General features: G+C 71.9%; 22 protein-coding genes. 12 read left to right on the plus strand and 10 right to left on the minus strand.

All coding sequences use genetic code 11. The features are described from left to right. Positions 1-135: 135 nt before the first annotated feature. The gene (locus tag ACFUJR_RS22230) at positions 136-807 is read right to left on the minus strand and encodes a hypothetical protein (protein ID WP_383173622.1); all 672 of its coding nucleotides are present in this window, start codon (positions 805-807) and stop codon (positions 136-138) included. A gap of 159 nt (positions 808-966) precedes the next feature. Further along, positions 967-3,048 carry an RICIN domain-containing protein gene (locus tag ACFUJR_RS22235; protein WP_383163143.1) on the minus strand — a complete coding sequence of 694 codons (2,082 nt, stop codon included), beginning with the start codon at positions 3,046-3,048 and terminating at the stop codon, positions 967-969. A 962-nt stretch (positions 3,049-4,010) separates the two neighbouring features. On the opposite strand from ACFUJR_RS22235, the gene ACFUJR_RS22240 reads away from it, so the two are divergent. Beyond that, positions 4,011-4,592: a hypothetical protein gene (locus ACFUJR_RS22240; protein ID WP_383163145.1), complete on the plus strand. Its 582-nt coding sequence runs from the start codon at positions 4,011-4,013 to the stop codon at positions 4,590-4,592. A 108-nt stretch (positions 4,593-4,700) separates the two neighbouring features. Beyond that, on the plus strand, positions 4,701-5,012 hold the full coding sequence (locus ACFUJR_RS22245; protein ID WP_383163147.1) for a hypothetical protein: 312 nt from the start codon (positions 4,701-4,703) through the stop codon (positions 5,010-5,012). A 172-nt stretch (positions 5,013-5,184) separates the two neighbouring features. Here the strand turns inward: ACFUJR_RS22245 and ACFUJR_RS22250 are convergent, their stop codons facing one another. From ACFUJR_RS22250 to ACFUJR_RS22265, 4 genes are all read right to left on the minus strand, one after another. Then, a complete protein-coding gene (locus tag ACFUJR_RS22250; RefSeq protein WP_383163149.1) occupies positions 5,185-6,375 on the minus strand; it encodes a diguanylate cyclase domain-containing protein in 1,191 nt (396 codons plus the stop codon). A gap of 83 nt (positions 6,376-6,458) precedes the next feature. Beyond that, entirely contained in the window at positions 6,459-7,247 is a 789-nt protein-coding gene (locus ACFUJR_RS22255) for an enoyl-CoA hydratase/isomerase family protein (protein WP_383163151.1), read from the minus strand. A gap of 47 nt (positions 7,248-7,294) precedes the next feature. Beyond that, positions 7,295-8,434 (minus strand): adenylate/guanylate cyclase domain-containing protein, encoded by a 1,140-nt coding sequence (locus ACFUJR_RS22260; RefSeq protein ID WP_383163153.1) that lies wholly within the window; start codon positions 8,432-8,434, stop codon positions 7,295-7,297. A 409-nt stretch (positions 8,435-8,843) separates the two neighbouring features. Next, positions 8,844-9,695 carry a biotin--[acetyl-CoA-carboxylase] ligase gene (locus ACFUJR_RS22265; protein ID WP_383163155.1) on the minus strand — a complete coding sequence of 284 codons (852 nt, stop codon included), beginning with the start codon at positions 9,693-9,695 and terminating at the stop codon, positions 8,844-8,846. A 133-nt stretch (positions 9,696-9,828) separates the two neighbouring features. Between ACFUJR_RS22265 and ACFUJR_RS22270 the strand changes: the two genes are divergently transcribed. Next, positions 9,829-11,430 carry an acyl-CoA carboxylase subunit beta gene (locus tag ACFUJR_RS22270; protein ID WP_383163157.1) on the plus strand — a complete coding sequence of 534 codons (1,602 nt, stop codon included), beginning with the start codon at positions 9,829-9,831 and terminating at the stop codon, positions 11,428-11,430. A gap of 16 nt (positions 11,431-11,446) precedes the next feature. After that, positions 11,447-11,659 carry an acyl-CoA carboxylase epsilon subunit gene (locus tag ACFUJR_RS22275; RefSeq protein WP_383163159.1) on the plus strand — a complete coding sequence of 71 codons (213 nt, stop codon included), beginning with the start codon at positions 11,447-11,449 and terminating at the stop codon, positions 11,657-11,659. Between the two features lie 80 nt (positions 11,660-11,739). Here ACFUJR_RS22275 and ACFUJR_RS22280 read toward each other — a convergent pair whose 3' ends face one another. After that, positions 11,740-13,056, minus strand: a complete 1,317-nt coding sequence (locus ACFUJR_RS22280) for an MFS transporter (protein ID WP_383163311.1) — start codon at positions 13,054-13,056, stop codon at positions 11,740-11,742. Positions 13,057-13,176: 120 nt separating this feature from the next. Between ACFUJR_RS22280 and ACFUJR_RS22285 the strand changes: the two genes are divergently transcribed. The 3 genes from ACFUJR_RS22285 (at position 13,177) to ACFUJR_RS22295 (ending at position 14,842) form a co-directional block, all read left to right on the plus strand. Beyond that, positions 13,177-13,812 carry a TetR/AcrR family transcriptional regulator gene (locus tag ACFUJR_RS22285; RefSeq protein WP_383163161.1) on the plus strand — a complete coding sequence of 212 codons (636 nt, stop codon included), beginning with the start codon at positions 13,177-13,179 and terminating at the stop codon, positions 13,810-13,812. Between the two features lie 239 nt (positions 13,813-14,051). Continuing rightward, positions 14,052-14,180, plus strand: a complete 129-nt coding sequence (gene mmpB, locus ACFUJR_RS22290; RefSeq protein WP_352190148.1) for a morphogenic membrane protein MmpB — start codon at positions 14,052-14,054, stop codon at positions 14,178-14,180. A gap of 56 nt (positions 14,181-14,236) precedes the next feature. Beyond that, a complete protein-coding gene (locus ACFUJR_RS22295; protein WP_383163164.1) occupies positions 14,237-14,842 on the plus strand; it encodes a nucleoside triphosphate pyrophosphatase in 606 nt (201 codons plus the stop codon). A 12-nt stretch (positions 14,843-14,854) separates the two neighbouring features. On the opposite strand, the gene ACFUJR_RS22300 is transcribed toward ACFUJR_RS22295, so the two are convergent. Further along, on the minus strand, positions 14,855-15,280 hold the full coding sequence (locus ACFUJR_RS22300) for a hypothetical protein (protein WP_383163165.1): 426 nt from the start codon (positions 15,278-15,280) through the stop codon (positions 14,855-14,857). A 361-nt stretch (positions 15,281-15,641) separates the two neighbouring features. On the opposite strand from ACFUJR_RS22300, the gene ACFUJR_RS22305 reads away from it, so the two are divergent. Both ACFUJR_RS22305 and ACFUJR_RS22310 read left to right on the plus strand, forming a co-directional pair. Then, positions 15,642-17,396 carry an acetyl/propionyl/methylcrotonyl-CoA carboxylase subunit alpha gene (locus tag ACFUJR_RS22305; RefSeq protein ID WP_383163166.1) on the plus strand — a complete coding sequence of 585 codons (1,755 nt, stop codon included), beginning with the start codon at positions 15,642-15,644 and terminating at the stop codon, positions 17,394-17,396. Between the two features lie 97 nt (positions 17,397-17,493). Beyond that, on the plus strand, positions 17,494-18,048 hold the full coding sequence (locus ACFUJR_RS22310) for a TetR/AcrR family transcriptional regulator (RefSeq protein WP_383163168.1): 555 nt from the start codon (positions 17,494-17,496) through the stop codon (positions 18,046-18,048). Positions 18,049-18,107: 59 nt separating this feature from the next. Here the strand turns inward: ACFUJR_RS22310 and ACFUJR_RS22315 are convergent, their stop codons facing one another. Continuing rightward, positions 18,108-19,061 carry a DeoR/GlpR family DNA-binding transcription regulator gene (locus tag ACFUJR_RS22315; protein ID WP_383163170.1) on the minus strand — a complete coding sequence of 318 codons (954 nt, stop codon included), beginning with the start codon at positions 19,059-19,061 and terminating at the stop codon, positions 18,108-18,110. Between the two features lie 166 nt (positions 19,062-19,227). Further along, positions 19,228-20,667, minus strand: coding sequence for an NAD(P)H-quinone dehydrogenase (locus ACFUJR_RS22320; RefSeq protein WP_383163172.1), 1,440 nt, complete (start codon positions 20,665-20,667; stop codon positions 19,228-19,230). A 206-nt stretch (positions 20,668-20,873) separates the two neighbouring features. On the opposite strand from ACFUJR_RS22320, the gene ACFUJR_RS22325 reads away from it, so the two are divergent. The 3 genes from ACFUJR_RS22325 (at position 20,874) to ACFUJR_RS22335 (ending at position 24,280) form a co-directional block, all read left to right on the plus strand. Continuing rightward, positions 20,874-21,311, plus strand: a complete 438-nt coding sequence (locus tag ACFUJR_RS22325) for a gamma-glutamylcyclotransferase (protein WP_352190175.1) — start codon at positions 20,874-20,876, stop codon at positions 21,309-21,311. A gap of 202 nt (positions 21,312-21,513) precedes the next feature. Then, positions 21,514-22,317: a purine-nucleoside phosphorylase gene (locus ACFUJR_RS22330; protein WP_383163174.1), complete on the plus strand. Its 804-nt coding sequence runs from the start codon at positions 21,514-21,516 to the stop codon at positions 22,315-22,317. 295 nt (positions 22,318-22,612) lie between these two features. After that, the gene (locus ACFUJR_RS22335; RefSeq protein ID WP_383163176.1) at positions 22,613-24,280 is read left to right on the plus strand and encodes a phospho-sugar mutase; all 1,668 of its coding nucleotides are present in this window, start codon (positions 22,613-22,615) and stop codon (positions 24,278-24,280) included. Positions 24,281-24,408: the final 128 nt, after the last annotated feature.

Consider the following 24,408-nt stretch of genomic DNA (forward strand, 5'->3'; position numbering starts at 1 on the left):
GAGGGGGCGACCTCCCGGCCTCCGGGCCGGGCCGCATGCGCGGCTTGCGGTTCGCGACGATCGCCGCGACCGGGGCGCGGGCTCTTCGCATGGACGGTGGTCGCCCGGCCCCCGCGGCCCTGCGGGGCTCCGCCCTCAGCGCCTGCCGGCGCGGGCGCGCCGCAACCGCATGCCGACGGCGGCACCGACCAGCGCGATCCCGGCCAGGCCGGCCGTGGACCACCACGCCGTTCGGCCACCGCCGTCGACGGCCACGCTCGACGAGGACGAGGACGAGGGCGAGGACGAAGCCGAAGACGAGGACGGAGCGGGCGGGAGTGTCGGGGACGCGGGTGAGGCGGAGGACGGTGCCAGCGCGGAGGGGACCGGAGCGGGCACGGACGCGGTGGGGGCGGGGGCGCTGGGCGGCACCGGGTCGACCACCGGAACGGCGACCTCGCCCTTGCCCTGACCGAGGGCGGGGAACCCCACGTCGACGGTGACCTTCCAGGTACCGGGAGCGAGGGCCTCGGCGGTGCTCCATCCGGTTCGCGTGCCGGGGTCGCGGACCAGTCGCCAGGGGCCCATGGAGCGGGATCCGTCGGGGCTGGTCGCGTTCACCGTGGCGGCGACCTCCTCCTCGACCGGGTCCCCGTCGTTCTCCCAGGTGATCTCGGTCGTGACGTGACCGTCTCGCTGCCCGGTCACCACCACCTTGACGGTATCCCCGTGGGCGTGGGCGGCGACAGGCATGGCCAGAGCCTGGGCGAAGAGCATGAGCAGGAGGCCGAGGCCCGTGAGGACACGGAAAGCGTGGCGTGTACGCATCGTTGCGGTGCTCCTGGTGCGTGAGATGCGGTGAGGAAAGCGGTGCGGCGTGAACGCACCGCGGAGGACCGGGGCGTCGGCGGACGGTCGCACGCGGTGGCCGTCCGCCGACGCGGATCAGGTGACCGGGGCGCGCCGGCCCCGGTCCGACGGCCGAGGTCAGGAGACCTTCTGGACCGTCCACGCCTGTGTCGCACGGCCGTTCGCGCGCTGGAGGTCGAGCAGCCAGCTCCCGTAGTACGGGCGGCTGCTCACTGTCAGGGCGTAGGTGCCGCTCGGGTCGGTCAGGGTGATCGCTCCGCCGCGGCTGGACATCTTCCACTTCTGCGTGGCGATGACGCCGCAGGGCTGCTGGGCGACCCACATGCCCGCGGCGGGGGCGCCTCCCGTCTGCAGGCACTTGCCCGAGACCGCGGAGCGGAGGCGGACGAGCCCGCCGCCGGCGTCGTCGAACAGCCACTGCTGCTGGGCGTAGCCGTTGGCCCGCGCACCGACGAGCACCGTGCCGTCGGCGGAGCGTCCGCCCCACACCTCGGCCGCCATGCCGGTGCCCGCGTTGCCGAGGGTGTAGCGGGTGCCGGGGGTGGTCGTGCCGCCGCCCGCGTCGGCCGTACGGAGGGAGGTCGCCCTTCCTGCCCCGCTGTCTCGGCCGGACCGGTCGCGCACCGAGACGGCGACCTGGTACTCGGTGCCGGGCCGGAGGTTGTAGATGCGCAGCGACTGCGACTGGACCCAGGTCAGGTGCCTGCCGTTCAGCAGGACCTGGTACCAGGCGGCGCCGTCGACCTTGGGCCAGCTCACGACGGCGGCCGTGGACTGTATCTGGCTGACCGTCACCGCGGGACCACCCGTGGGCTTCGTGGGCGTCGGAGTCGGCGTCGGGGTGGGCGTGGGCGTCGGGCTGGGACCCGGGTCGGGGTTGGTGCCTCCCCTGGAACGCATCAGGAACTGGTTGTCGGCGATGTTCCAGTGCGTGGCCAGGTAGCTGCCGGGCCTGGGGTTGGTGTGGAAGTAGTCGTCGTGATTGCAGTCCAGGATGTTCTCGGCCGCCTGGTTGGAGCACACGTACCGCATCTTGGGGTAGTACGGGGTGTCCGAGTAGCACATGACGTCGTACTCGTCCGTGCAGTGTGCGCCGCGACTGGTGTTGGGGGCGCTGTTGTTGACCGCGCCGAGGTTGTGGCCCAGCTCGTGCGCCGCGGTGTGCCCACCCCAGCATCCGGCGTCGGTACGTCCGTAGGAGGGGCCGAAGTTGCTCTGGTTGTTCTGGCCCGGCCGTTCGTCACCGGCGAACGTGCCGATGCCGCAGTAGACCTTGGTGTCCGCGAAGATCATGTACTTGCGGTCGCGTCGGTCGAGGCCTTTGGCGGCGAGTGCCCTGTTGGTCGCGCTGAACTCGGAGAGCGCGGACGACGGGAGCTCGATGTTGAGCACGGTCGGCGTGCAGTCCGCAGCGGTCACGTAGCGGATGTGACGCACACCGCCGGTCTCCTTGGCGCTGACCGAGTAGATGAGGTCGGCGTCGGCGGCCCACTTGCGGAACGAGGCGAAGTACTCGGCGTACCGGTCACGGTCGGGACCGTGCACGTACACGACCTGCACTCGGTTACCGGTGCTGCCGTCACCGTCGCACTGGACGGTCTGACCCGCGGGGCCCGCGGCGACGGCCTGCCCGCCGGACGAGGCCACCGGCTTCGGGGCCGCGGCGGCCCCGGACTTGGCGCTGTCCGCGTCGGCGGCGGCCACGTCCTGAGGGCGCCCGCCGCCCTCCGTGGCGGCCGCGTCTGAGGACGCGGGCTTCGCCGGGTCGACCGCGGGGGCCTTGGTGGTGACGGCGGGAGCCACGTCCACCTTGATGTCCACGCCCTTGGGCGGGGCGTCGGGCCCGTGGGTGCACAGCCCCGACTCCGTGCGGTAGGTGCCTGTACAGCGGTCACCCTTGGCAGCCGCCTTGAGACCGTCGTAGACCATGCCACGGGCGGCGTCGTTGGCGGGCTTGTCGACGAGGGGTTCCGGCTCCTCGTCCTTGGCCGGGGCGGGGGCCGGCGCGAGGGCGTCCGTCGTGGATCCGGCCTGCACGGGTGCTCCCGCCTGCGCGGGCGTTCCCGCCTGGGCGTCATCTCCCGTTCCGGAGTAGGCGATACCTCCCGCGATCACCGCCGCCGCTGCCATGGCGGCGGTGACGAGTGCCAACCCCCTCGGCTTGCGCCGATGTTCGCGCTTTCTGCGATGTCTAGTCATGCGCACCTCAAATCCTTGGTCGGAGGAGTGGGTGCGCGAAAGCCTGCCAGACGTGCGCGGTGGAGAATTCGGGCAAACGGGAATGGCCGTCGAGATATCTGACTGTTACCTTTCCCTTTTGATTTGATGAACAGTCAACTCTCTTTAGGGCAGGGGGAGTTACGCGCGTAGGCACTCAATGGTCCAGGCCTTGCCGGTGATCTCGTTATCGAATCGAGATATAGGGAGTCGGCCTGTTGACGATAATTCAGTAAAGGATTCACCTAATTACTACCTGTCGAAATCCTCTCGTCACAAGCCGTGAGGAATCATTCGCTCCAGCAGAGGAGCGGGCCGGCCGGATCCGACGCGCGCCACGCAACTACCCAGATGTGAGCGGCGCTTGGGCGATCCACGCCGAGGGCGGGGAGCCCGGTCGGCGCACTCACCGGCTCGCGTCCACTCCCACATCCCGCGCACCCTCCCGGCGCGGGCACAGCCGTCCACCGCCCAGGCGGCCTCCTGAGCCACCTGCTCCGCGAGGTCCCATCACCGGCGCCTCCTGCCACCTCCCGCCGAGCGACCAGCACCGACCCCCGCCTCTCCGCCCGCCTCACCTGGGACACGGGAGTACGAGGGCGACCACATCCGGCCAAGGCCGTTCCGGACACTCGCGGACAAGACACGGTGCGTCGATTGCTACGCGCGCCGAGCCCTCTCCTTTCGCACTCGACGACGAGGCGCATCAGCACTCAGGGGGCGAACTGGCGCGAAAGAATCGGTGAGCCTCAGATGAACCTCAACTCCCTTGCAGGCATCGATCTTGGTTGGCAACGTCTTGTCCGTCGCCCGCAGACCAACGCCTTTCTCTGACCAAGAGAGGTGAGCCGGGCGGCGATGTAAGACTCAACAAGCAAGGGGGAACACCTGTGTTCACATTTCGTGCGGATTCCGCTGTCCCGGCTTCGTCAGGTTCCGGGAGGGTGATTCGTCTGGGTGCCGCCGCCGCGATGACGGCCGTGCTCCTGGGTGCCACGGCACCCATGGCTTCGGCGACCGAGGCGCGGCAGGCCCGCGCTGTCGAGCAGAAGGCCGCTGTCGTCGCACTCGGTACCAGTGCGAGTGATCTGGGCGCGCCCCGGATAGTCGAGGAGGGCCTGGACGAGCGTCTTGCGGCCCTCCCTGCCGACAGGACGATGGAGCAGGTCCTGGAGGCGATGTATCCGGGGGACCCGGTCGCCCAGCGGGCGGTGCTCGCTGTGCTGAACGGGCAGGCCGAACCGGCCGCGCCCCGTACGGAGGGGCGTGCCGCCTCGGCCGACGGCCCCATGATGGCGGCAAGCGGCTGGGGCACGGCCTGGAAGTACACGAAGTGCGTCGCGTACGTCGCGGCCGTTTTCGTGCCTGGGGCGACGGGCTTCAAGGCGATCAAGGCGCTCGGCGGCGTGAAGACCACCGCCAAGCTGCTCGTGAAGGCCGGCAACGCCGACGACTTCCTCAAGATTGCCGGTGGCGCCGCCGCCGAGATCATCGGCATCAACGGAATCAGGGACAACTGTTTCTGATCATGCGTGACATGCGCGTGTGAAAGCGCGCGTGAATGCACAAGGGCGCGGCGTGTGCCGCGGAACGCGTCGCGCCCGCTTCTCGCTCCACTCCCAGGAGGAAAAGTCATGCTGTTCGGGAAAGCACCCGTGATCGTGTTGCGCGAGAGTGCCGACATTCTCGCGTCCGTCCGAGAGGCCCTGACCACGGCCGGTCCCCACGAACAGGCCGGTCTCCAGCGAGCGGTCGACATCATCGAGGCTCAGTGCGCACGCACCGAGGACGAGGTCGTCAGCCAGTGGGTGCGCCGCGTTCTCTCCGACGCCGGCGTCGGCGCCGACGGTAACCACACGGCGGCCGTGGCGGCGCTCCGTCAGGCCGTACCCGACCTCGCGCTCACCACGGCCAATCGCCTCGTGACCGAGGCGCGGAACCGGTAGGACCTGCCGGCCGGCCCGGGACACGCCTCCCCGGGCCGGCTCGGCCCCCACCCGCCCACACCCACGCGCGCCCACCCACACCCACGCCCACACGCGACCACGCCCGCGTGCCCACCCGCCCACGCCCGTCCTCCTTCGCGAGAGGAGCGGGCGGACCGCGTACGCCCCCCGTTCAGCGCACCGGCGGGGCGTCGGGGCCCTGGCCCTCCGTCGGTGCCGAGGGCGCAGGCGGTGCGGGCGGTGTCGGCGGTGCGGGCGGTGCGTCGCGGAAGCGCCTGCGGTCGCGCGCGCCGGGCGGGGCGTCGGCGAGGCGGATGACCGTGCCGTCGCGGCCCGCCACCACCGGCTTCACCGAGCGGGCCGCCTTGGCCTGGTACTGGGCCGCGTCGGCCAGCCGGAACAGGCGGCGGGCGGACTTGACCGGACCGATGGGGTCGCCCGTGGAGGCCACCCCGCAGGCGACGCCCTCGCCCAGCTCCAGTTCGCCGGCGCGGACGCAGAGTTCGTCCGCGACGGCCACCACCTCGTCCGACGTGGGACCGACCGAGAGCAGACAGAACTCGTCGCCGCCGAGGCGCGCCGAGAGGGCGCCGGGGAGCATCGCCCCGCACCGGGAGAGCACCGAACCGAACCGTTCCAGAAGCCGGTCTCCGACCGCGTGCCCATGGGTGTCGTTGACCCGCTTCAGACCGTTCAGGTCGCAGACCACCAGACTCACCACGGAGCCGTCCGTCCGGTAGCGCTCGATCGCCTCGTCGAGCCGGGTGTCGACCGCGCGACGGTTGGCGAGGCCGGTCAGCGGGTCGGTGAAGGCCAGTTTCCGCACCTCCTCCAGGCGCTCCGACTGGGCGATGCCCGCCGCGACCACCGCAGCGAGCACCGCGGCGAAGTCCGCGTCGTCACGGTCGAAGACCAGCACCCCGGCCGGGCGGGCCACGTACAGCTCACCCCAGGCCCGTCCGTGCAGCACGACCGGCGCGACCACGCAGCAGCCGCGCCCGCGCCTGCGCAGTCCGGTGACACGGCCGGTCGGGACGCGGTCGCCCGCGGTCTCCACCCAGGCGTCCGGCTCGCCGCCGCCCGCCCACCGCGCGTGCAGGAACTCGGTGATCTCGGGGAACTGGTGCACGGGATACGTCTCCGCGTCGGGGAACTCCTCCTCCCCCACCGCCCGCTCTCCGGCGTTCACCAGTACCTTCAGCCGGCCGTGGTCACGCTCCCAGACCGACAGTGCGGCGAAGCTCCCGCCGAGCGCGTCGCGGGCACCCAGCGCCGCGGCACGCCAGAACTCGCGCGGGGTGTGCGCCGCCGCCATCACCTGCGCCAGCGCCACTACGGCCCGCAGCCGCACATCCTCTCCCATTTCTCCAGCTTAGGGACGTTTCGTCCGTTTTTACGTGTGGAGCATCACGGAAAGTGACAGTCCAGGAGGAATCCGAGAGATTCTCAGACGCCCGGCCACTCCGGCTTCCGCTTCTCGTTGAACGCCGCCACGCCCTCGGCCCGGTCCCCCGAGAACGCCACCGCCCGCCAGGCCGCGTCCTCGACCTCCAGGCCGGCCTTCAGGTCCAGGCCCTGACCGAGCCGCAGCGCGCGCTTGGAGGCGCGCAGACCGACCGGAGAGTTCGCCGCCATCCGGCCGCCGAGCTCCAGGGCCGCCGCACGGGCGTCCTCCGCCAGCAGATCGACGAGGCCCAGCTCGCGCGCCTCCACCGCCTCCACCCGCCGCGCCGTGAAGATCAGCTCGGCGGCACGCGCCGCGCCCACCCGGCGCGGGAGCAGCTGCGTACCGCCGCCGCCCGGGATCACGCCCACCGAGACCTCCGGCAGCCCGACGACGGCCGTCGCGTCGGCCACGATCACGTCGCAGGCGAGCGCCAGCTCGTATCCGCCGCCCAGCGCGAAGCCGTGGACCGCGGCGACGGTGGGCATCGGCAGGTCGAGCACGCCCCCGTAGGCGCCGCGCGAGACGGGGCGCTGACGGACCATGTCGGCGTCCGTGAAGGAGTTCCGCTCCTTGAGATCGGCGCCGACACAGAAGGCCTTGTCGTTGGAGGACGTCAGTACCGTCACCCGTACCGTGTCGTCCGCGCCGAGCGCCGCGCAGGCCGCGCTGATCGAGCGCGCCATCTCCAGGGAGACCGCGTTCATCGCCTTGGGCCGGTCGAGGACCAGCTCGGCGACGTGCTCGTGCCTCCGGACCGCGACGAACTCACCAAAACGCTGCTCGGACATGACCACACCCTCCCGGTTAACGCCTGTTAACGACTGTTCACCGGATCCTAGGTGGGGCGGCGGGTCAGGTGCCAGGGCTCCACGACACCGAGACCGCGCACGGGCCGCTGCCACATCGGCTGGAGCGCGAAGCGGTACGACGGAGGCTGCTCGCCCTCCTTCTCGGCGCGGGCGGTCTCCTCGGCGGCCCGCGTCTCGGAGACGGGCGCGTCGCCGGTCCGGGTCAGCTCCTCGGCGAGTGCCCCGTCGACCAGGACGGTGTCCTTGGGCGCTATCGAGGTGAGACGGCTCGCCAGGTTCACCGTCGTACCGAAGACATCGCCCATCCGGGTCGTCACCGTGCCGAAGGCGATGCCGACGCGCAGGGCGGGCATCGTCTCGTCGTGACTGAGCGTCTCGATCAGCCGCAGCGCGATCTCGGCGGCGGTGCCGGCGTCGTCGGCGGCGTAGAGCACCTCGTCACCGAGCGTCTTGATGAGGCGGCCGCCGTGGGCGGCGACGAGGTCGGCGCAGGTGGTCTCGAAGGCCTCGACGAGTTCGCCCAGCTCCTCCTCCTCCAGGCGGCGGGTCAGCCGGGTGAACCCGACGAGGTCGGCGAAGCCGACGGCGAGCCGGCGGTCGACCATCTCCTCGTCGTCCGCGGCCTGCACGACGCGGCCGGTGGCGGCGGCGAGCTGGCGGCGCCAGACGTAGATCAGGAACTCCTCCAGCTCGGGCAGGAGCAGCTCGACGAGGGGGTACGTCACCTCGGTACGGGTCATTCCGGGCTCGGGCGGCTCGGTGAGGCCCTCCAGGAACGAGTCGATCTGCCACTCGGCGAGCCGGGCGGTGGTCTGTCCGGTGGACCGGGCGACCTGGACGGCCATCGGCTCGCTGAGCAGTCCGGCCTCGACGAGACCGGCGAGGCGACGCAGGGCGAGGACGTCGGCCTCGGTGAGCGCCTTGGCCTGACCGATGTCGGCGAAGCCCATGGCGCGCCAGAAGCGAGAGGCCAGCTCCATGGAGACGCCGGCGGTGCGGGCGGCCTGGAAGGGGGTGTAGCGGCGGTCCGCGCCGAGGATGAGCTGTTCGAGGCGGATCGCGAGGGGATCGTCGGTCGGCTCCGCCGTATGGTCGACATGGTGGTGCGGGGTGGGGTACGCCGGTGGCTCGGCCTCGCCGCCGTTGTGCGCGTCGTCGACGGTCACCGGCCGCCTCCTGCCCGTTCCCTGCCCACTGCCCTGCCGATCTGTCGCCATGGATCGCGCTCCACGATACGACAGGTGTGTGCCAGCTCACGCCCGCGGCGTACATCCACCCCGCCGAGCGGGGTACCCCCGCCCCGTGGTGGCCCGTCGCGCCACAGGCGCGCGTCACCCGCCCGCACCCCCCGTCGCGGGCACGCGTCCCGCCGACCCCCGTCGCGGGCACGCGTCCCGCCGGGGCACCGGCCCCCGGGTGCGCCCACCGTCCCCCGGGCTCCGTCCGTGGGTCCGTGGGCACCCCCGGCTCCGGCTCCAGCTCCGGCTCCAGCTCCGGCTCCGGCTCCGGCTCCGGCTCCGGCTCCGGCGGCACGGATGCCCACGAGCCGGGGCCCTGAGCGCGGCGGGCCCGGCGTTACGGGGTCGCCCGGACGTGGACGATGTCGCCCGCCGCCACCGCCTCCGTGCCGCCGCCCTCCGTCTCCACCACCAGGCGCCCGTCGCCGTCCAGGGCCACCGCCTCGCCCTCCAGCATCCGTTCGCCCGGGAGGTCGGCCCTGATGTGGCGGCCCAGGGTCGAGCAGCCCGTCGTGTACGCCGCCTGCAGCCCGGACGCCTCGGGGTCGCCGTCCGCGCGCACCCACTCCCCGTACCAGTGCTCCAGCGACCGCAGGACCGCCCGCAGCAGCGTGTCCCGGTCGGTCGAGATCGCGTTCGCCAGGAGCAGGGAGCCCGCGCCCGGCACCGGCAGCTCGTCCTCCTTCAGCGTCACGTTGACGCCGATGCCGACGACGATGCCGTCCTCGCCCGCCCGCTCGGCGAGGATCCCGCCGGTCTTCCGCTCCTCGCCCCCGACCGAAACCAGCAGGTCGTTCGGCCACTTGAGGGAGAGGTCCACGCCGGCGGCCTTCGCGAGCCCGGTCGACGCGGCGACGCCGGCGAGCAGCGGGAGCCAGCCCCAGCGGTGCACCGGCACGTCCGGCTTGAACAGGACGGAGACGAAGATCCCGGCCCAAGGCGGCGACACCCAGTCCCGGTCGAGGCGGCCGCGCCCCGAGGTCTGCTCCTCGGCGACGAGCACCGCGCCCTCGGGCAGCTCGTCCGCGCGCGCGGCCAGGTCGGTGTTGGTGGAGCCCGTCGTGGTGACGAGGTCGAGCGAGGTCCACAGACCGTCGGAGTGGACGAGCGCGCGGCGCAGCGCGGCGGCGTTGAGCGGGGGCCGGTCCAGGTCGGACCACCGCGCTCCTGAGGCATCGGAGGACGTCATGCAAGCCAGACTAGGTGTGGCAAAGACCGCAGTGCCGAACCGTATGGGCGTCGATACCCTACGGATCAGTAGCCGGGCAGTAGCCCATTCGTACCCAACGAACCCCCGTGACCAGGCAGGGAGCCGCATCCCGATGTCCGAGTCGGTAGAGCCGCAAGAAATCGACATTCACACGACCGCGGGCAAGATCGCGGATCTGCAGCGCCGCATTGACGAGGCGACCCACGCCGGCTCCGAACGGGCGGTGGAGAAGCAGCACGCGAAGGGCAAGCTGACCGCGCGCGAGCGGATCGCGCTCCTGCTCGACGAGGGCTCGTTCGTGGAGCTCGACGAGCTGGCCCGGCACCGGTCGACCAACTTCGGCCTGGAGAGGACCCGGCCGTACGGCGACGGCGTGGTCACCGGCTACGGCACCGTCGACGGCCGCCCGGTCGCCGTGTTCTCGCAGGACTTCACGGTCTTCGGCGGCGCGCTCGGCGAGGTCTTCGGCCAGAAGATCATGAAGGTGATGGACTTCGCGCTGAAGACCGGCTGCCCGGTGGTCGGGATCAACGACTCGGGCGGCGCGCGGATCCAGGAGGGCGTCATGGCCCTCGGCATGTACGGCGAGATCTTCCGCCGCAACACCCACGCCTCCGGCGTGATCCCGCAGATCAGCCTGGTCGTCGGGCCGTGCGCCGGCGGGGCCGTGTACTCCCCGGCCATCACCGACTTCACCGTCATGGTCGACCAGACCTCGCACATGTTCATCACCGGACCCGACGTCATCAAGACGGTCACCGGCGAGGACGTGGGCTTCGAGGAGCTGGGCGGCGCCCGTACGCACAACACCACCTCCGGTGTCGCGCACCACATGGCGGGCGACGAGAAGGACGCGATCGAGTACGTCAAGTCCCTGCTGTCGTACCTCCCCTCGAACAACCTGTCGGAGCCGCCGGCCTTCCCGGAGGTCGCCGAGACGGAGGTGAACGACGAGGACCGCGAGCTGGACGTCCTGATCCCGGACTCCGCGAACCAGCCGTACGACATGCACACCGTCATCGAGCACATCGTCGACGACGGCGAGTTCCTGGAGACCCAGGCCCTGTTCGCGCCGAACATCCTGACCGGCTTCGGCCGCGTCGAGGGCTTCCCCGTCGGCATCGTCGCCAACCAGCCGATGCAGTTCGCCGGCTGCCTGGACATCGACGCGAGCGAGAAGGCGGCGCGTTTCGTCCGTACCTGCGACGCCTTCAACATCCCGGTCATCACCTTCGTCGACGTGCCGGGCTTCCTGCCCGGTGTCGACCAGGAGTACGGCGGCATCATCCGCCGGGGCGCCAAGCTGATCTACGCGTACGCCGAGGCGACCGTCCCGCTGATCACCGTCATCACCCGCAAGGCGTTCGGCGGCGCGTACGACGTCATGGGCTCCAAGCACCTGGGCGCCGACCTGAACCTGGCGTGGCCCACCGCGCAGATCGCGGTCATGGGCGCGCAGGGCGCGGTCAACATCCTGCACCGTCGCACGATCGAGGCGGCAAAGGACGCAGACGAGGCGGCGGCGGAGCGGGCGCGGCTGATCCAGGAGTACGAGGACACGCTGCTCAATCCGTACACGGCGGCCGAGCGCGGCTACGTCGACGGGGTGATCCTGCCGTCGGACACCCGCCCGCAGATCGTGAAGGGTCTGCGTCAGCTGCGTACGAAGCGGGAATCCCTGCCTCCGAAGAAGCACGGCAACATCCCCCTCTAGGCCTCTGGGAGTCGACATGATCAAGGTCGTACGAGGTAATCCGACCCCGGAGGAGCTGGCCGCCGCACTGGCGGTGGTCCAGGCCCGGGCCGCGGCGACGGCGGCTGCGGCCGCGGACGGCGGCGGCCCGGTGGCCCCGGAGGGCTGGTCGGACCCGGCCCGTATCGCCCGTTCGGCACGCCCCCGGCCCGGGCCGCGCTCATGGGCGCGGTCCTACTGGCCCGCGTAGCGAGACCTGTACGCCGAAGGCCGGACCCCTTGTGCGGGGGGGTCCGGCCTTTCGCGCACCCGCACCGCGGGTCGGGAAGGTCACGAGCGGCGCAGGAGGAGTCCGGCGAGGACCGCGCCCGCGAGGACGATCGCGGCGTTGACGAGGACCGCGAGCCCGATGCCGTCGAGGACCGTGGGGGAGGTGACCACGACGGCGCTCATGATCGGCGTGCCCATGGTGATGCCGATCTGCTGGGTCATGGTGGCGAGGCCGGTGGCCATGCCCTGCTCGGAGTCGGGCAGCCCCGAGGTGGCGGTGACCATGAAGCCGACGATGGCGAGCATGTTGCCGACACCACCCGTGAAGGTGGCGACGAGCAGCAGCCCGAGCCAGCTCCGGTCGTCGCCGAGGGCGTAGAGGGAGACCGTGGCGGCCGCCTGGAGGAGCCCACCGGCGACAATGGCGGCACGGGATCCGTACCGGCCGATGAAGCGCGACGCGAGGACTCCGCCGAGGACCGTGCCGACGCCGAGCACACCGAACGACAGGCCGGCGGCGAGCGGCGAGAAGCCGAGGACGTCCTGGAGGTAGAGCGTCATCAGGAAGACCAGCGAGGTCTCGGTGACGAAGGCGACGAGCCCGGCGAGGTTGCCCCAGACGACGGTGCGGCGGGTGAGGATCCGTACGGGGACGAGGGGCGAGGCGGCGCGTCGCTCCACGAACCAGAAGGCGACGAGGAGGGCGACGCCGACGGGGAGCGCCAGGGGCTCGGTCGTGAGGCCGTAGACGAGGGCGAGCAGACCGCCGGTGACCGTGATCGCGCCGGGGATGTCGAGGCGGGGGCGGACCTCGGGACGGCTCTCCTTGAGCACGGCGGGGGCGACGAGGAGGACGGCGAGGGCGACGGGCACGTTGATGAAGAACGCCCAGCGCCAGGAGAGCAGATCGGTCAGGACGCCGCCGAGGATCGCTCCGGTGGTGAAACCGGCCGACATCAGGGCGCCGTTGAGCCCGAGCGCCTTGGCCCGCAGGGGACCCTCCGGGAACGAGGAGGTGAGCAGGGAGAGCCCGGCGGGGGTGACGGCGGCGGTGGCGAGGCCCTGGGCGACGCGCGCGGCCATCAGGACGGCCGGGTCGGTGGCGAGGCCGCCGGCGAGGGAGGAGAGCCCGAGGAGCGCCATCCCCGCGAGGAAGAGGCGGCGACGGCCGACGAGGTCGGCGACGCGCCCGAGGAGAAGGGTGAATCCGGCCGCGGCGAGGGCGAAGGCGGTGGCGATCCACTGGAGCCCGGCCAGGGAGAAGCCGAGTCCTTCGCCCATGACGGGCAGTGCGACGTTCAGGATCGAGAAGTCGACGGCCAGCATGAACTGGGCGACGAGGAGGACGAGGAGGACGAGCCGCATCCGTCCGTCCATCCGGGCGGCGGGCGGGGTGTCGGCCTGAGGCCGGACATCGGTGGCAACCACGAGGGGACCCCTTAATGGGCTTCTGGTTCCGTTAGGATGTCCCGAACCGTAGCAGACTGGAAGACGTTAATGGAACAGGAGACCCGTTTGAGCGAGAGCCAGCCGGCCGTGCCCGGCACCTTGCGTCCCGGGGGCCGTACCGCGAAGGTGCGCCGGGCCGTCCTCGAAGCGACCGAGGACGCCTTGGCCGCCACGGGGTTCCACGGGCTGAACATGGACCACGTCGCCGCGAGCGCGGGCGTCGGCAAGACGACCGTCTACCGGCGCTGGGGCTCCCCCGTCGGCCTCGTCGCCGACCTGCTGCGCGACATGGCGGAGCAGTCCCTGCCGGCCTCCGACACCGGAAGCCTGGCCGGGGACCTGCGGGCCAACGCCGCGCTCGTCACCCGGACCCTCACCGACCCCCGGATGGGCGGCGTCTTCCGCGCCGTCATCGCGGCCGCCGCCTGCGACGAGGAGTGCGCCGAGGCGCTGAACGGCTTCTACCGGGCCCGGCTGGAGGAATGGGCCCCGGTGGTCAAGCGGGGCGCGTCGCGCGGCGAGATCCCGCCGGAGACGGACGCGCTGGAGCTGCTGCGCGCGGTCTCGGCCCCGCTCTACTACCGCTTCATGATCAGCCGCGAGCCGCTGGGCCCCGACGACGCCGAACGAGCGGTCCGGGCGGCGCTGACGGCGGCGGACGCCGGGGTGTTCACCACCACGTGACTAGGCCCTGTCGTCGAAGTCTCGCCTGGCCCGCGACGCCCGGCACCGCACCTCGCCGCGTTGTCGGAGCACCCGAGTACGTCCAGTGGTCGGGCGCCCCTCCGCCTTGCGATGCACGGCACCGGACGCCGAGGGCCCTACCGGCGCCACTTCGACGACCGGGCCTAGTTCGTCGGCACGGGTTCGTCTGAGTACGGGTACTCAGGCGGCCCGGCCCTCGCGCGAGCAGGATCGGAGGCATGCTGTGGTCCGACCCGGAGAACGAGCCGCCGAAGGAGATGCGCGACATGCAGGCCATGCTGCGCCGCGCGTCGATCCTGCTGGCCCTGGCGATGGTGGTGGCGATGTTCGTCGTCAACGTCCACTGACGACCGGTCACGGGCCGTGTGGCGCCGGGGGCGTCCGTACTGGCTACGCTTCGTCCATGACTGCTGATCGCCGCCGTGTCGTGCTCGCCTCCGCCTCCCCCGCCCGGCTCGGACTGCTGCGGCAGGCCGGACTGGCCCCCGAGGTCATCGTGAGCGGCGTCGACGAGGACAAGGTGCACGCCCCGACCCCCGCCGAACTCGCCCTCGCGCTCGCCGAGGCCAAGGCCGCCCACGTGGCCGCCCGCCCCGAGGTCTTCGGCGCGCTCGTCATCGGCTGCGACTCGGTCCTGGAGCTCGACGGCAAGGCCCTGGGCAAGCCCGCCGACGCCGAGGAGGCCATCGCCCGCTGGAAGGCCATGCGGGGCCGGGTGGGCATCCTCCAGACGGGTCACTGCGTGTACGACACGGCCGCGAAGCGCTACGAGTCGGCGACCGCCTCCACCGTGGTGCGCTTCGGCGAGCCCACCGACGCCGAGGTCGCCGCGTACGTGGCGAGCGGCGAGCCGCTGCACGTGGCGGGCGCGTTCACCCTCGACGGCCGCTCGGCGCCGTTCATCGACGGCATCGACGGCGACCCGGGCAACGTGATCGGCCTGTCCCTGCCCCTGCTGCGGACCCTGCTGGGCAAGCTCGGGATCTCCATCACAGAGCTGTGGCACTGAGCCCCGGGATCGCTACGCGGGCGCCGGCTCCCCCTCGGGGACGTCGACGCCCTTTCCGTACGCCACCAGGGTCAGCACGATCAGTCCGAGCACCACGGTCATGAAAGCGAAGGCACCCCAGCCGATCAGACCGACCGTCACCGCGCCGAGCAGCCCGTGGACCACGGCGCAGCCGATGAGCAGGGCCCGGCCGGCGCGCCCGGGTCGCCTGTCGCGGACGCCGGCGAGCAGCGCGACGGTGGCGCAGAGGGCGAGCAACACGCCCGAGACGATCCCGAGCACCCATGTGCCGGTGACCATCGCGTCCGGGTCGAGGCCGTCGAGGGACATCGACTGCGCTTCGACGAACCGTGCCATGACGGCGTTGAGCGCGACGATGCCCGGCGCCTCCAGGAACAGCACCCCCGCCGTCACGAGCGCTATCGGTCTGCGGGCCACTCGGCCACCCCCTGTATACGGCTGTTACCGACAGTACGTACGACTGCGCGAAGGCTACTGCCGGGTAAACCCGTGGACAAGGGTCGGCGACGGACGAAGCCGCCGCAAAGAATCATTGGGCCATTCGTAGGGACTCCACAAAGAATCCGTATCAGCGACTGATCGCTTGAACAGAGACCTGTGCCACACAGGCGAGCTACTGTGCCGTAGAGGAACCCTGCGTACCGTGGCAGGACAAGGGATTTCACGAGCCCGAACGCCTCGTATCACGCTCCGTGTGGGCAAGCTCACCACTGGGGACGGGTCGAAAAGACGTGTCGGCAGTCCCTAAACTCAGCTTGTTTTCAAGGAGGGAGCCATCGTGCGCAAGGTGCTCATCGCCAACCGTGGCGAAATCGCTGTCCGCGTCGCCCGGGCATGCCGGGATGCGGGGATCGCGAGCGTAGCCGTCTACGCCGAGCCGGACCGGGACGCGTTGCACGTCCGCGCGGCCGACGAGGCGTTCGCCCTGGGCGGTGACACCCCGGCCGCCAGCTATCTGGACATGGCCAAGGTGCTTCAGGCCGCGAAGGACTCCGGCGCGGACGCCATCCACCCCGGGTACGGCTTCCTCTCCGAGAACGCCGACTTCGCCCAGGCCGTCCTCGACGCCGGCCTGACCTGGATCGGCCCGCCGCCGCAGGCGATCCGCGACCTCGGCGACAAGGTCGCCGCCCGCCACATCGCGCAGCGCGCCGGTGCCCCCCTGGTCGCCGGCACCCCCGACCCGGTCTCCGGGGCCGACGAGGTCGTCGCCTTCGCCGAGGAGCACGGACTCCCGATCGCGATCAAGGCCGCGTTCGGCGGTGGCGGCCGCGGTCTGAAGGTGGCCCGCACCCTCGAAGAGGTCCCCGAGCTGTACGACTCCGCCGTCCGCGAGGCCGTCGCCGCGTTCGGCCGTGGCGAGTGCTTCGTCGAGCGCTACCTCGACAAGCCGCGCCACGTCGAGACCCAGTGCCTGGCCGACTCCCACGGCAACGTGGTCGTCGTCTCCACCCGTGACTGCTCCCTCCAGCGCCGCCACCAGAAGCTGGTGGAGGAGGCCCCGGCCCCGTTCCTGACGGAGGAGCAGAACGCGCAGCTCTACAGCGCGTCGAAGGCGATCCTGAAGGAGGCCGGCTACGTCGGCGCCGGAACGGTCGAGTTCCTCGTCGGCCTCGACGGCACGATCTCCTTCCTCGAGGTCAACACCCGCCTCCAGGTCGAGCACCCGGTCACCGAAGAGGTCACCGGCATCGACCTCGTACGGGAGATGTTCCGCATCGCCGACGGCGAGGAGCTGGGGTACGACGACCCGGCCATAAGGGGTCACTCCTTCGAGTTCCGTATCAACGGCGAGGACCCGGGCCGCAACTTCCTCCCCGCGCCGGGCACGGTCACGACGTTCAACCCGCCGACCGGCCCCGGTGTCCGTCTGGACGCCGGCGTCGAGTCCGGCTCGGTCATCGGCCCCGCCTGGGACTCGCTCCTGGCGAAGCTGATCGTCACCGGCGCCACCCGCGAGCAGGCGCTCCAGCGCGCCGCCCGCGCGCTCGCGGAGTTCAAGGTCGAGGGCATGGCCACCGCCATCCCGTTCCACCAGGCCGTCGTGGTCGACCCGGCGTTCACCGCGGACCCCTTCCGGGTCCACACCCGGTGGATCGAGACCGAGTTCGTCAACGAGATCAAGCCCTTCGCCCCGGCCGGTGCCGAGGCCGAGGAGGACGAGTCCGGCCGCGAGACCATCGTCGTCGAGGTCGGCGGCAAGCGTCTCGAGGTCTCCCTCCCCTCCTCGCTCGGCATGTCCCTGGCCCGTACGGGTCTGGCCGCCGGCGCCAAGCCGAAGCGCCGCGCCGCGAAGAAGTCCGGCCCGACGGCCTCCGGCGACACCCTCGCCTCCCCGATGCAGGGCACCATCGTGAAGATCGCGGTGGAGGAGGGCCAGGAGGTCAAGGAAGGCGATCTGATCGTCGTCCTGGAGGCCATGAAGATGGAGCAGCCGCTCAACGCGCACCGCTCCGGCACGATCAAGGGTCTGTCGGCCGAGGTCGGCGCCTCGGTGACGTCCGGCGCAGCGATCTGCGAGATCAAGGACTGATCACCGCATCCGTGGCAGGGCCTGGACACAGGTACGGTACGAAGGGCTCGCAGGCACACCACCTGCGGGCCCTTCGCCCGTATCCGGAGGGAGGCCCATGCGTGCCGACGCGCGCCGCAACCACGAGCGGCTGCTGACCGAGGCCCGCGCCGTCTTCGCCGAGCACGGCACGGACGCCTCGCTGGAGGACGTCGCCCGTCGGGCGGCGGTCGGTATCGGGACGCTCTACCGGCACTTCCCCACCCGTGAGGCGCTGATCAACGCGGTGTTCCAGGACGCGCTGGCGGCGCTGCTCGAGCGGGGCCGGGAGCTGGCGGGGGCCGAGGAGCCGTGCCCGGCGCTCGTGGAGTGGCTGCGCTCCCTGATCACCCATGCGGGTGAGTACCGTGGGCTCTCTCGGGCGCTGATGACCGCCATGTCGGGCTCGCGGGAAGCGCGTTCGGCCCTCGCGCAGTGCGGTGTACCGCTGCGCGCGGCGGGCGAGACCTTGCTGTCACGTGCCCAGGAGGCCGGCGCGGTACGGGACGACGTGTCGATCGGCGATCTGATGCAGCTCACCAACGCGATCGCCCTGGCCGCTGAAGAGTCCCCGGAGGACGAGGAGTTGGCAGACCGCCTGCTCGCACTGACCCTGCGGGGCCTGAAGCACTGAGCCGGGAGGGCGGGCCCTCCCACCCGGGCCCCCTGGGGGAGGGGCCACCGGATCGCCTCTCAGCGCCTGCGCATGTCGGCCACCCGCGCCGCGCGCTCGGGGGCGAGTACCTCACTCGTCAACGCTCCGCCCGCGCTGCGGAGTTGAGCGCCCGGGAGCCGACCCCGCTGCCCCGGGAGGGGGACGTCGCGGCGGGGGCGTCCGGGCGGGGGGACCGCGTCACCGCCCACACCCGCGCCCGCCACGGCGATCTGGACGCCCTGGTCGGCCAGTGCCTGGAGCTCCGTCGCGGCCCGGTCGTCGTGGGCCGGGGGCTCGTCGGTGACCAGCCGGGTGATCACGTCCGTCGGCACTGTCTGGAACATGGTGTCGGTGCCGAGCTTGGTGTGATCGGCCAGGACCACGACCTCCGCCGCCGCCTGCACCAGCGCCCGGTCCACGCTCGCGGAGAGCATGTTGGACGTGGACAGACCGCGCTCGGCCGTCAGGCCGCTGCCGGAGAGGAAGGCCCGGGAGACCCGCAGCCCCTGGAGGGACTGCTCGGCCCCGCTGCCCACCAGCGCGTAGTTGGAGCCACGCAGCGTGCCGCCGGTCATGACGACCTCGACCCGGTTGGCATGGGCCAGCGCCTGGGCGACGAGCAGGGAGTTGGTGACCACCGTGAGGCCGGGCACGCGGGCGAGCCGGCGCGCCAGCTCCTGCGTGGTGGTCCCGGCGCCGACGACGATGGCCTCGCCCTCTTCGACGAGGCTCGCGGCGACATCGGCGATGGCCGTCTTCTCCGCGGTCGCGAGATGGGATTTCTGCGGGAAGCCGGACTCTCGCGTGAAACCGCCCGGCAGTACCGCACCGCCGTGCCGGCGGTCGAGGAGTCCTTCTGCCTCAAGGGCCCGCACGTCTCGCCGTACGGTCACTTCTGAGGTCTGGACGACGCGGGCGAGCTCCCGGAGCGACACGGCTCCGTTGGCGCGCACCATTTCGAGGATCAACTGACGACGTTCTGCAGCGAACACGAAACTGACAGTAACCTGACCGGCCGGAACTTTTCAGCACTATGCGCCGAATTGCAGAAGATACGCACAGACGGGACCTCCAAGTGGTATGGGAGGCCCCCTCGTTGATCGTTCCATGCCCCGCCTTGCCGGGGGTTGTCCAGATCGCCCCAGGCGGGAGGGCGGGTCAGCCCTCGCCCGTCGCCTTTCGGGTGTGCAACTGCCGTGCCACTTCCGCGATCGAGCCCGACAGGGAGGGGTACACGGTGAAAGCGTTTGCGATCTGTTCGACCGTCAGATTGTTGTCGACCGCGATCGAGATGGGGTGGATCAGCTCGCTGGCCCGGGGGGCGACGACACAGCCGCCGACCACGATCCCGGTGCCCGGGCGGCAGAAGATCTTGACGAAGCCGTCCCGGATGCCCTGCATCTTCGCGCGCGGGTTGCGCAGCAGCGGAAGCTTCACGACCCGGGCGTCGATCTTGCCCGCGTCCACGTCGGCCTGCGTGTAGCCGACGGTGGCGATCTCCGGGTCGGTGAAGACGTTCGAGGAGACCGTCTTCAGGTTCAGCGGGGTCACCGCGTCGCCGAGGAAGTGGTACATCGCGATCCGGCCCTGCATGGCCGCCACCGAGGCGAGCGCGAAGACGCCGGTGACGTCACCGGCCGCGTAGACACCGGGGGCGGAGGTGCGGGAGACCTTGTCGGTCCAGATGTGCCCGGAGTCCTTCAGCCGGACCCCGGCCTCCTCCAGACCCATTCCGGCCGAGTTCGGGATGGCGCCGACGGCCATCAGGCAGTGGGTGCCGGAGATGACCCGGCCGTCGGAGAGGGTGACCTCGACCCGGTCGCCCACCCTCTTGGCGGACTCGGCGCGCGAGCGGGCCATGACGTTCATGCCCCGGCGGCGGAAGACGTCCTCCAGGACGGCGGCGGCGTCCGGGTCCTCGCCGGGCAGCACGCGGTCACGGGAGGAGACCAGGGTCACCCGCGAGCCCAGCGCCTGGTAGGCGCCGGCGAACTCGGCGCCGGTGACACCGGAACCGACCACAATGAGCTCCTCGGGGAGCTCCTTGAGGTCGTAGACCTGGGTCCAGTTGAGGATCCGCTCGCCGTCGGGCTGGGCGTCGGGCAGCTCCCGCGGGTGGCCGCCGGTCGCGATCAGCACGGCGTCGGCGGTCAGCGTCTCCTCGGAACCGTCGGCGGCGGTCACGATCACCTGGCGCGAGCCGTCCGTCGCCTGGCGGCCGGAGAGCCGGCCACGGCCGCGCAGCACCCGGGCGCCGGCCCGGGTGACGGCGGCGGTGATGTCGTGGGACTGGGCGAGCGCGAGGCGCTTCACCCGGCGGTTGACCTTGCCGAGGTCGACGCCCACGACGCGGGCGGCCTGCTCCACGTGGGGGGTGTCGTCGGCGACGATGATGCCCAGCTCCTCGTACGAGGAGTCGAAGGTGGTCATCACCTCGGCCGTCGCGATGAGCGTCTTGGAGGGGACGCAGTCGGTCAGGACGGACGCGCCGCCGAGACCGTCGCAGTCGACGACGGTCACCTCCGCGCCGAGTTGGGCGCCCACCAGGGCAGCCTCGTATCCGCCGGGTCCGCCGCCGATGATCACGATCCGGGTCACTGGGATCTACGCCTCGCGCTCTCGTTCTGCCGGGGGGTCCCCCGCTGGGCTGCAGTGCGTACGCCATTGTCCCGCACGCTTCAAGTGCGTACCCCATTGTCCCGTACGCCGGCGGTGGTCTCTCCCCGGGGGCTCCGTACGGTCCCCGCCGCTGCCCGGTCACCGACATCCACGGACACCCGCCCCCCTCCCGTACCCTCGACCCCATGTCGCTCTACGCCGCGTACGCCGGCAACCTCGACGCGCGGCTCATGACCCGCCGCGCCCCGCACTCCCCGCTGCGCGGCACCGGCTGGCTGAACGGCTGGCGGCTCACCTTCGGCGGCGAGCAGATGGGCTGGGAGGGGGCGCTGGCCACGATCGTCGAGGCCCCGCGGTCCCAGGTCTTCGTCGCGCTGTACGACATCGCTCCGATGGACGAGGAGTCGATGGACCGCTGGGAGGGCGTCGGCCTCGACATCTACCGGCGGATGCGGGTGCGCGTGCACACCCTGGACGGCGACGAGTCCGCCTGGGTCTACGTCCTGAACGCCTACGAGGGCGGGCTGCCCTCGGCCCGCTACCTGGGCGAGGTCGCCGACGCGGCGGAGTCCGCGGGCGCCCCCCACGACTACGTGATGGAGCTGCGCAAGCGTCCGTGCTGACGCGTCGCCGACGCGCCCGGACCGACCGTGAGACCCGGGAGGCCCGGGGCCGGGGCGCCGTTTGTCGGAAACGACAAGACAACGATCGCATGTCCGTCCGCACTGTCATCTACGCGCGTAGGAATTCTCGGGCTACGCTTCTGCGGGTACGAAATCCGTCCGGGGCTCCCCTCGGACCCCCCTCCCCGAGGCGAGAGAGTCAGTGAACGCAACTGCCACCCCGTACGAGGCCGCCGAGGCCGCAGCCGCGCGACTTCGCGAGCTGACCGGAATCGAGAACCACGACGTGGCGCTCGTCATGGGCTCCGGCTGGGCGCCGGCCGTCGACGCGCTCGGCGCTCCGGAGGCCGAGTTCCCCGTGACCGAGCTGCCCGGCTTCCCGCCGCCGGCCGTCGAGGGACACGGCGGCAAGGTCCGCTCGTACAAGATCGGCGCCAAGCACGTCCTGGTCTTCCTGGGCCGCACACACTTCTACGAGGGCCGGGGCGTCGCCTCCGTCGCCCACGGGGTGCGCACCGCCGTCGCCGCCGGCTGCAAGACCGTCGTCCTGACCAACGGCTGCGGCGGTCTGCGTGAGGGCATGCGCCCCGGCCAGCCGGTCCTGATCAGCGACCACCTCAACCTGACGGCCGCCTCCCCGATCGTCGGCGCCAACTTCGTGGACCTCACCGACCTGTACTCGCCGCGGCTGCGCGCCCTGTGCAAGGAGGTCGACGAGACCCTCGAAGAGGGCGTCTACGTGCAGTTCCCCGGGCCGCACTACGAGACCCCGGCCGAGATCAACATGGTCCGCGTCATGGGCGGCGACCTGGTCGGCATGTCCACCGTCCTTGAGGCCATCGCGGCCCGCGAGGCGGGCGCCGAGGTCCTGGGCATCTCCCTCGTCACCAATCTGGCGGCGGGCCTGTCGGGTGAGCCGCTGAACCACGAAGAGGTCCTCCAGGCGGGCCGCGACTCGGCCGCCCGGATGGGCGAGCTCCTGACGCGGGTCCTCGACCGCATCTGACGGCGCCGGGGCTGGACCGCGCCCTGCGGGCGGAGTCCAGCCCGTCCGGCGTCTCGAGACCGCGGCCGCGGTCCTGCGCCCTGCGGGCATGCCGGGCAACGCCGGGCACCCCGACGGGGGCCCGGGGGCCTGCCCCCGTTCGGGAAGGGGCGGGGCGGGGAAAGGCTCCGCGCAGCGGCCCACCCGCGCCCACCCGCCCGCGCCCACCCGCCCGCGCCCGACCCTCGCTCCCGACCCCCGCCGCCGCCGCGCCCGAGCCCGCGCCCATCCCTCCCGTACCCCCGAAAGGCACACCGTGACGCAGGACGACCTCCTCGCCCGAGCCCAGGCATGGCTCGCGGAGGACCCCGACCCGGAGACCCGCGACGAGCTGGCCAAGCTCATCGAGGCCGGTGGGACCGACGGGCTCGCCGCCCGGTTCAGCGGCACGCTCCAGTTCGGCACCGCGGGTCTCCGCGGCGAGCTGGGCGCCGGTCCGATGCGGATGAACCGTTCGGTCGTCATCAGGGCCGCCGCCGGTCTCGCCGCGTACCTGAAGGCGAAGGGCCACGCCGGAGGGCTCGTCGTCATCGGCTACGACGCCCGCTACAAGTCGGCCGACTTCGCGCGCGACACCGCCGCCGTGATGACCGGTGCCGGTCTGCGCGCGGCCCTGCTCCCCCGCCCGCTGCCGACTCCCGTCCTGGCATACGCCATAAGGCATCTGGGCGCCGTCGCCGGTGTCGAGGTCACCGCGAGCCACAACCCGCCGCGTGACAACGGCTACAAGGTCTACCTCGGCGACGGCTCGCAGATCGTGCCGCCCGCCGACGCCGAGATCGCCGCCGAGATCGACGCGGTGCGCTCGCTCGCCGACGTCCCTCGTGCGACCGACGGCTGGGAGACCCTCGGCGACGAGGTCCTCGAGGCCTACCTGGCCCGTACGGACGCCGTCCTGACCCCGGGCTCCCCGCGGGGCGTCCGCACCGTCTACACCGCGATGCACGGCGTCGGCAAGGACGTCGTCACGGCCGCCTTCGCCCGCGCCGGCTTCCCGCCGCCCGTGCTCGTCGCCGAGCAGGCCGAGCCGGACCCGGCGTTCCCGACGGTCGCCTTCCCCAACCCGGAGGAGCCGGGCGCGATGGACCTCGCCTTGGAGGCGGCCCGCGCCGTGGAGCCCGACATCGTCATCGCCAACGACCCGGACGCCGACCGCTGCGCCGTGGCCGTGCCGGACCCGACGGTCCAGGGCGGCTGGCGGATGCTGCGCGGCGACGAGGTGGGCGCGCTGCTCGCGGCGCACCTGGTGCACAAGGGCGTCTCGCGCAACGGGAAGAAGAGCGTCTTCGCCGAGTCGATCGTGTCGTCCTCGCTGCTCGGCCGGATCGCCGAGGCGGCGGGCGTCGGCTACGAGGAGACGCTGACCGGCTTCAAGTGGATCGCCCGCGTGGAGGGCCTGCGATACGGCTACGAGGAGGCGCTGGGCTACTGCGTCGACCCCGAGGGCGTCCGTGACAAGGACGGCATCACGGCGGCGCTGCTCGTCGCCGAGCTGGCCTCGGAGCTCAAGGAGCAGGACCGCACGCTGACCGATCTGCTGGACGACCTGGCGGTGGCCCACGGGCTGCACGCCACGGACCAGCTGTCGGTGCGGGTCGAGGACCTGAGCATCATCGCGAACGCGATGAGCGCGCTGCGCTCGCGGCCGCCGGTCCACCTCGCGGGACTGACGGTCACCACGGCCGAGGACCTGACGAAGGGCACGGAGCAGCTGCCCCCGACGGACGGACTGCGGTACTACCTGGAGGGCGACTACAAGGCCCGGGTGATCGTCCGCCCGTCCGGCACCGAGCCCAAGCTCAAGTGCTACCTGGAGGTCGTGGTCCCGGTCGCCGACGCGAGCGAGCTGGCGACGGCGCGCGCGACGGGCGCCGAGATCCTCGCCGCGATCAAGCGCGACCTGTCGGAGGCGGCCGGCCTTTAACGGCCCGAGGTCGTCGACGGCCCGAGGTCGTCAACACCGCCCGAGGTCGTCAACGGCCCGAGGTGGTGAGCGGCCGGCGTGGGGCCCCTACGGAGACCGCTCCGTACGGGCCTCGCCGCGTTCCCCCC

Origin of the sequence: Streptomyces sp. NPDC057271 (assembly GCF_042668715.1) — a bacterium.
In the GTDB taxonomy this organism is placed as follows: Bacteria; Actinomycetota; Actinomycetes; order Streptomycetales; family Streptomycetaceae; genus Streptomyces.

What these genes read in the sequence shown, in the direction of transcription:
- ACFUJR_RS22230 (WP_383173622.1), bottom strand. Translation starts at nt 807, where the DNA reads ATGCGTACACGCCACGCTTTCCGTGTCCTCACGGGCCTCGGCCTCCTG.
- ACFUJR_RS22265 (WP_383163155.1), bottom strand. Translation starts at nt 9,695, where the DNA reads ATGACGTCCTCCGATGCCTCAGGAGCGCGGTGGTCCGACCTGGACCGG.
- ACFUJR_RS22235 (WP_383163143.1), bottom strand. Translation starts at nt 3,048, where the DNA reads ATGACTAGACATCGCAGAAAGCGCGAACATCGGCGCAAGCCGAGGGGG.
- ACFUJR_RS22285 (WP_383163161.1), top strand. Translation starts at nt 13,177, where the DNA reads ATGGAACAGGAGACCCGTTTGAGCGAGAGCCAGCCGGCCGTGCCCGGC.
- mmpB (WP_352190148.1), top strand. Translation starts at nt 14,052, where the DNA reads ATGCTGTGGTCCGACCCGGAGAACGAGCCGCCGAAGGAGATGCGCGAC.
- ACFUJR_RS22325 (WP_352190175.1), top strand. Translation starts at nt 20,874, where the DNA reads ATGTCGCTCTACGCCGCGTACGCCGGCAACCTCGACGCGCGGCTCATG.
- ACFUJR_RS22250 (WP_383163149.1), bottom strand. Translation starts at nt 6,375, where the DNA reads ATGGGAGAGGATGTGCGGCTGCGGGCCGTAGTGGCGCTGGCGCAGGTG.
- ACFUJR_RS22295 (WP_383163164.1), top strand. Translation starts at nt 14,237, where the DNA reads ATGACTGCTGATCGCCGCCGTGTCGTGCTCGCCTCCGCCTCCCCCGCC.
- ACFUJR_RS22310 (WP_383163168.1), top strand. Translation starts at nt 17,494, where the DNA reads ATGCGTGCCGACGCGCGCCGCAACCACGAGCGGCTGCTGACCGAGGCC.
- ACFUJR_RS22255 (WP_383163151.1), bottom strand. Translation starts at nt 7,247, where the DNA reads ATGTCCGAGCAGCGTTTTGGTGAGTTCGTCGCGGTCCGGAGGCACGAG.
- ACFUJR_RS22270 (WP_383163157.1), top strand. Translation starts at nt 9,829, where the DNA reads ATGTCCGAGTCGGTAGAGCCGCAAGAAATCGACATTCACACGACCGCG.
- ACFUJR_RS22280 (WP_383163311.1), bottom strand. Translation starts at nt 13,056, where the DNA reads ATGGACGGACGGATGCGGCTCGTCCTCCTCGTCCTCCTCGTCGCCCAG.
- ACFUJR_RS22245 (WP_383163147.1), top strand. Translation starts at nt 4,701, where the DNA reads ATGCTGTTCGGGAAAGCACCCGTGATCGTGTTGCGCGAGAGTGCCGAC.
- ACFUJR_RS22275 (WP_383163159.1), top strand. Translation starts at nt 11,447, where the DNA reads ATGATCAAGGTCGTACGAGGTAATCCGACCCCGGAGGAGCTGGCCGCC.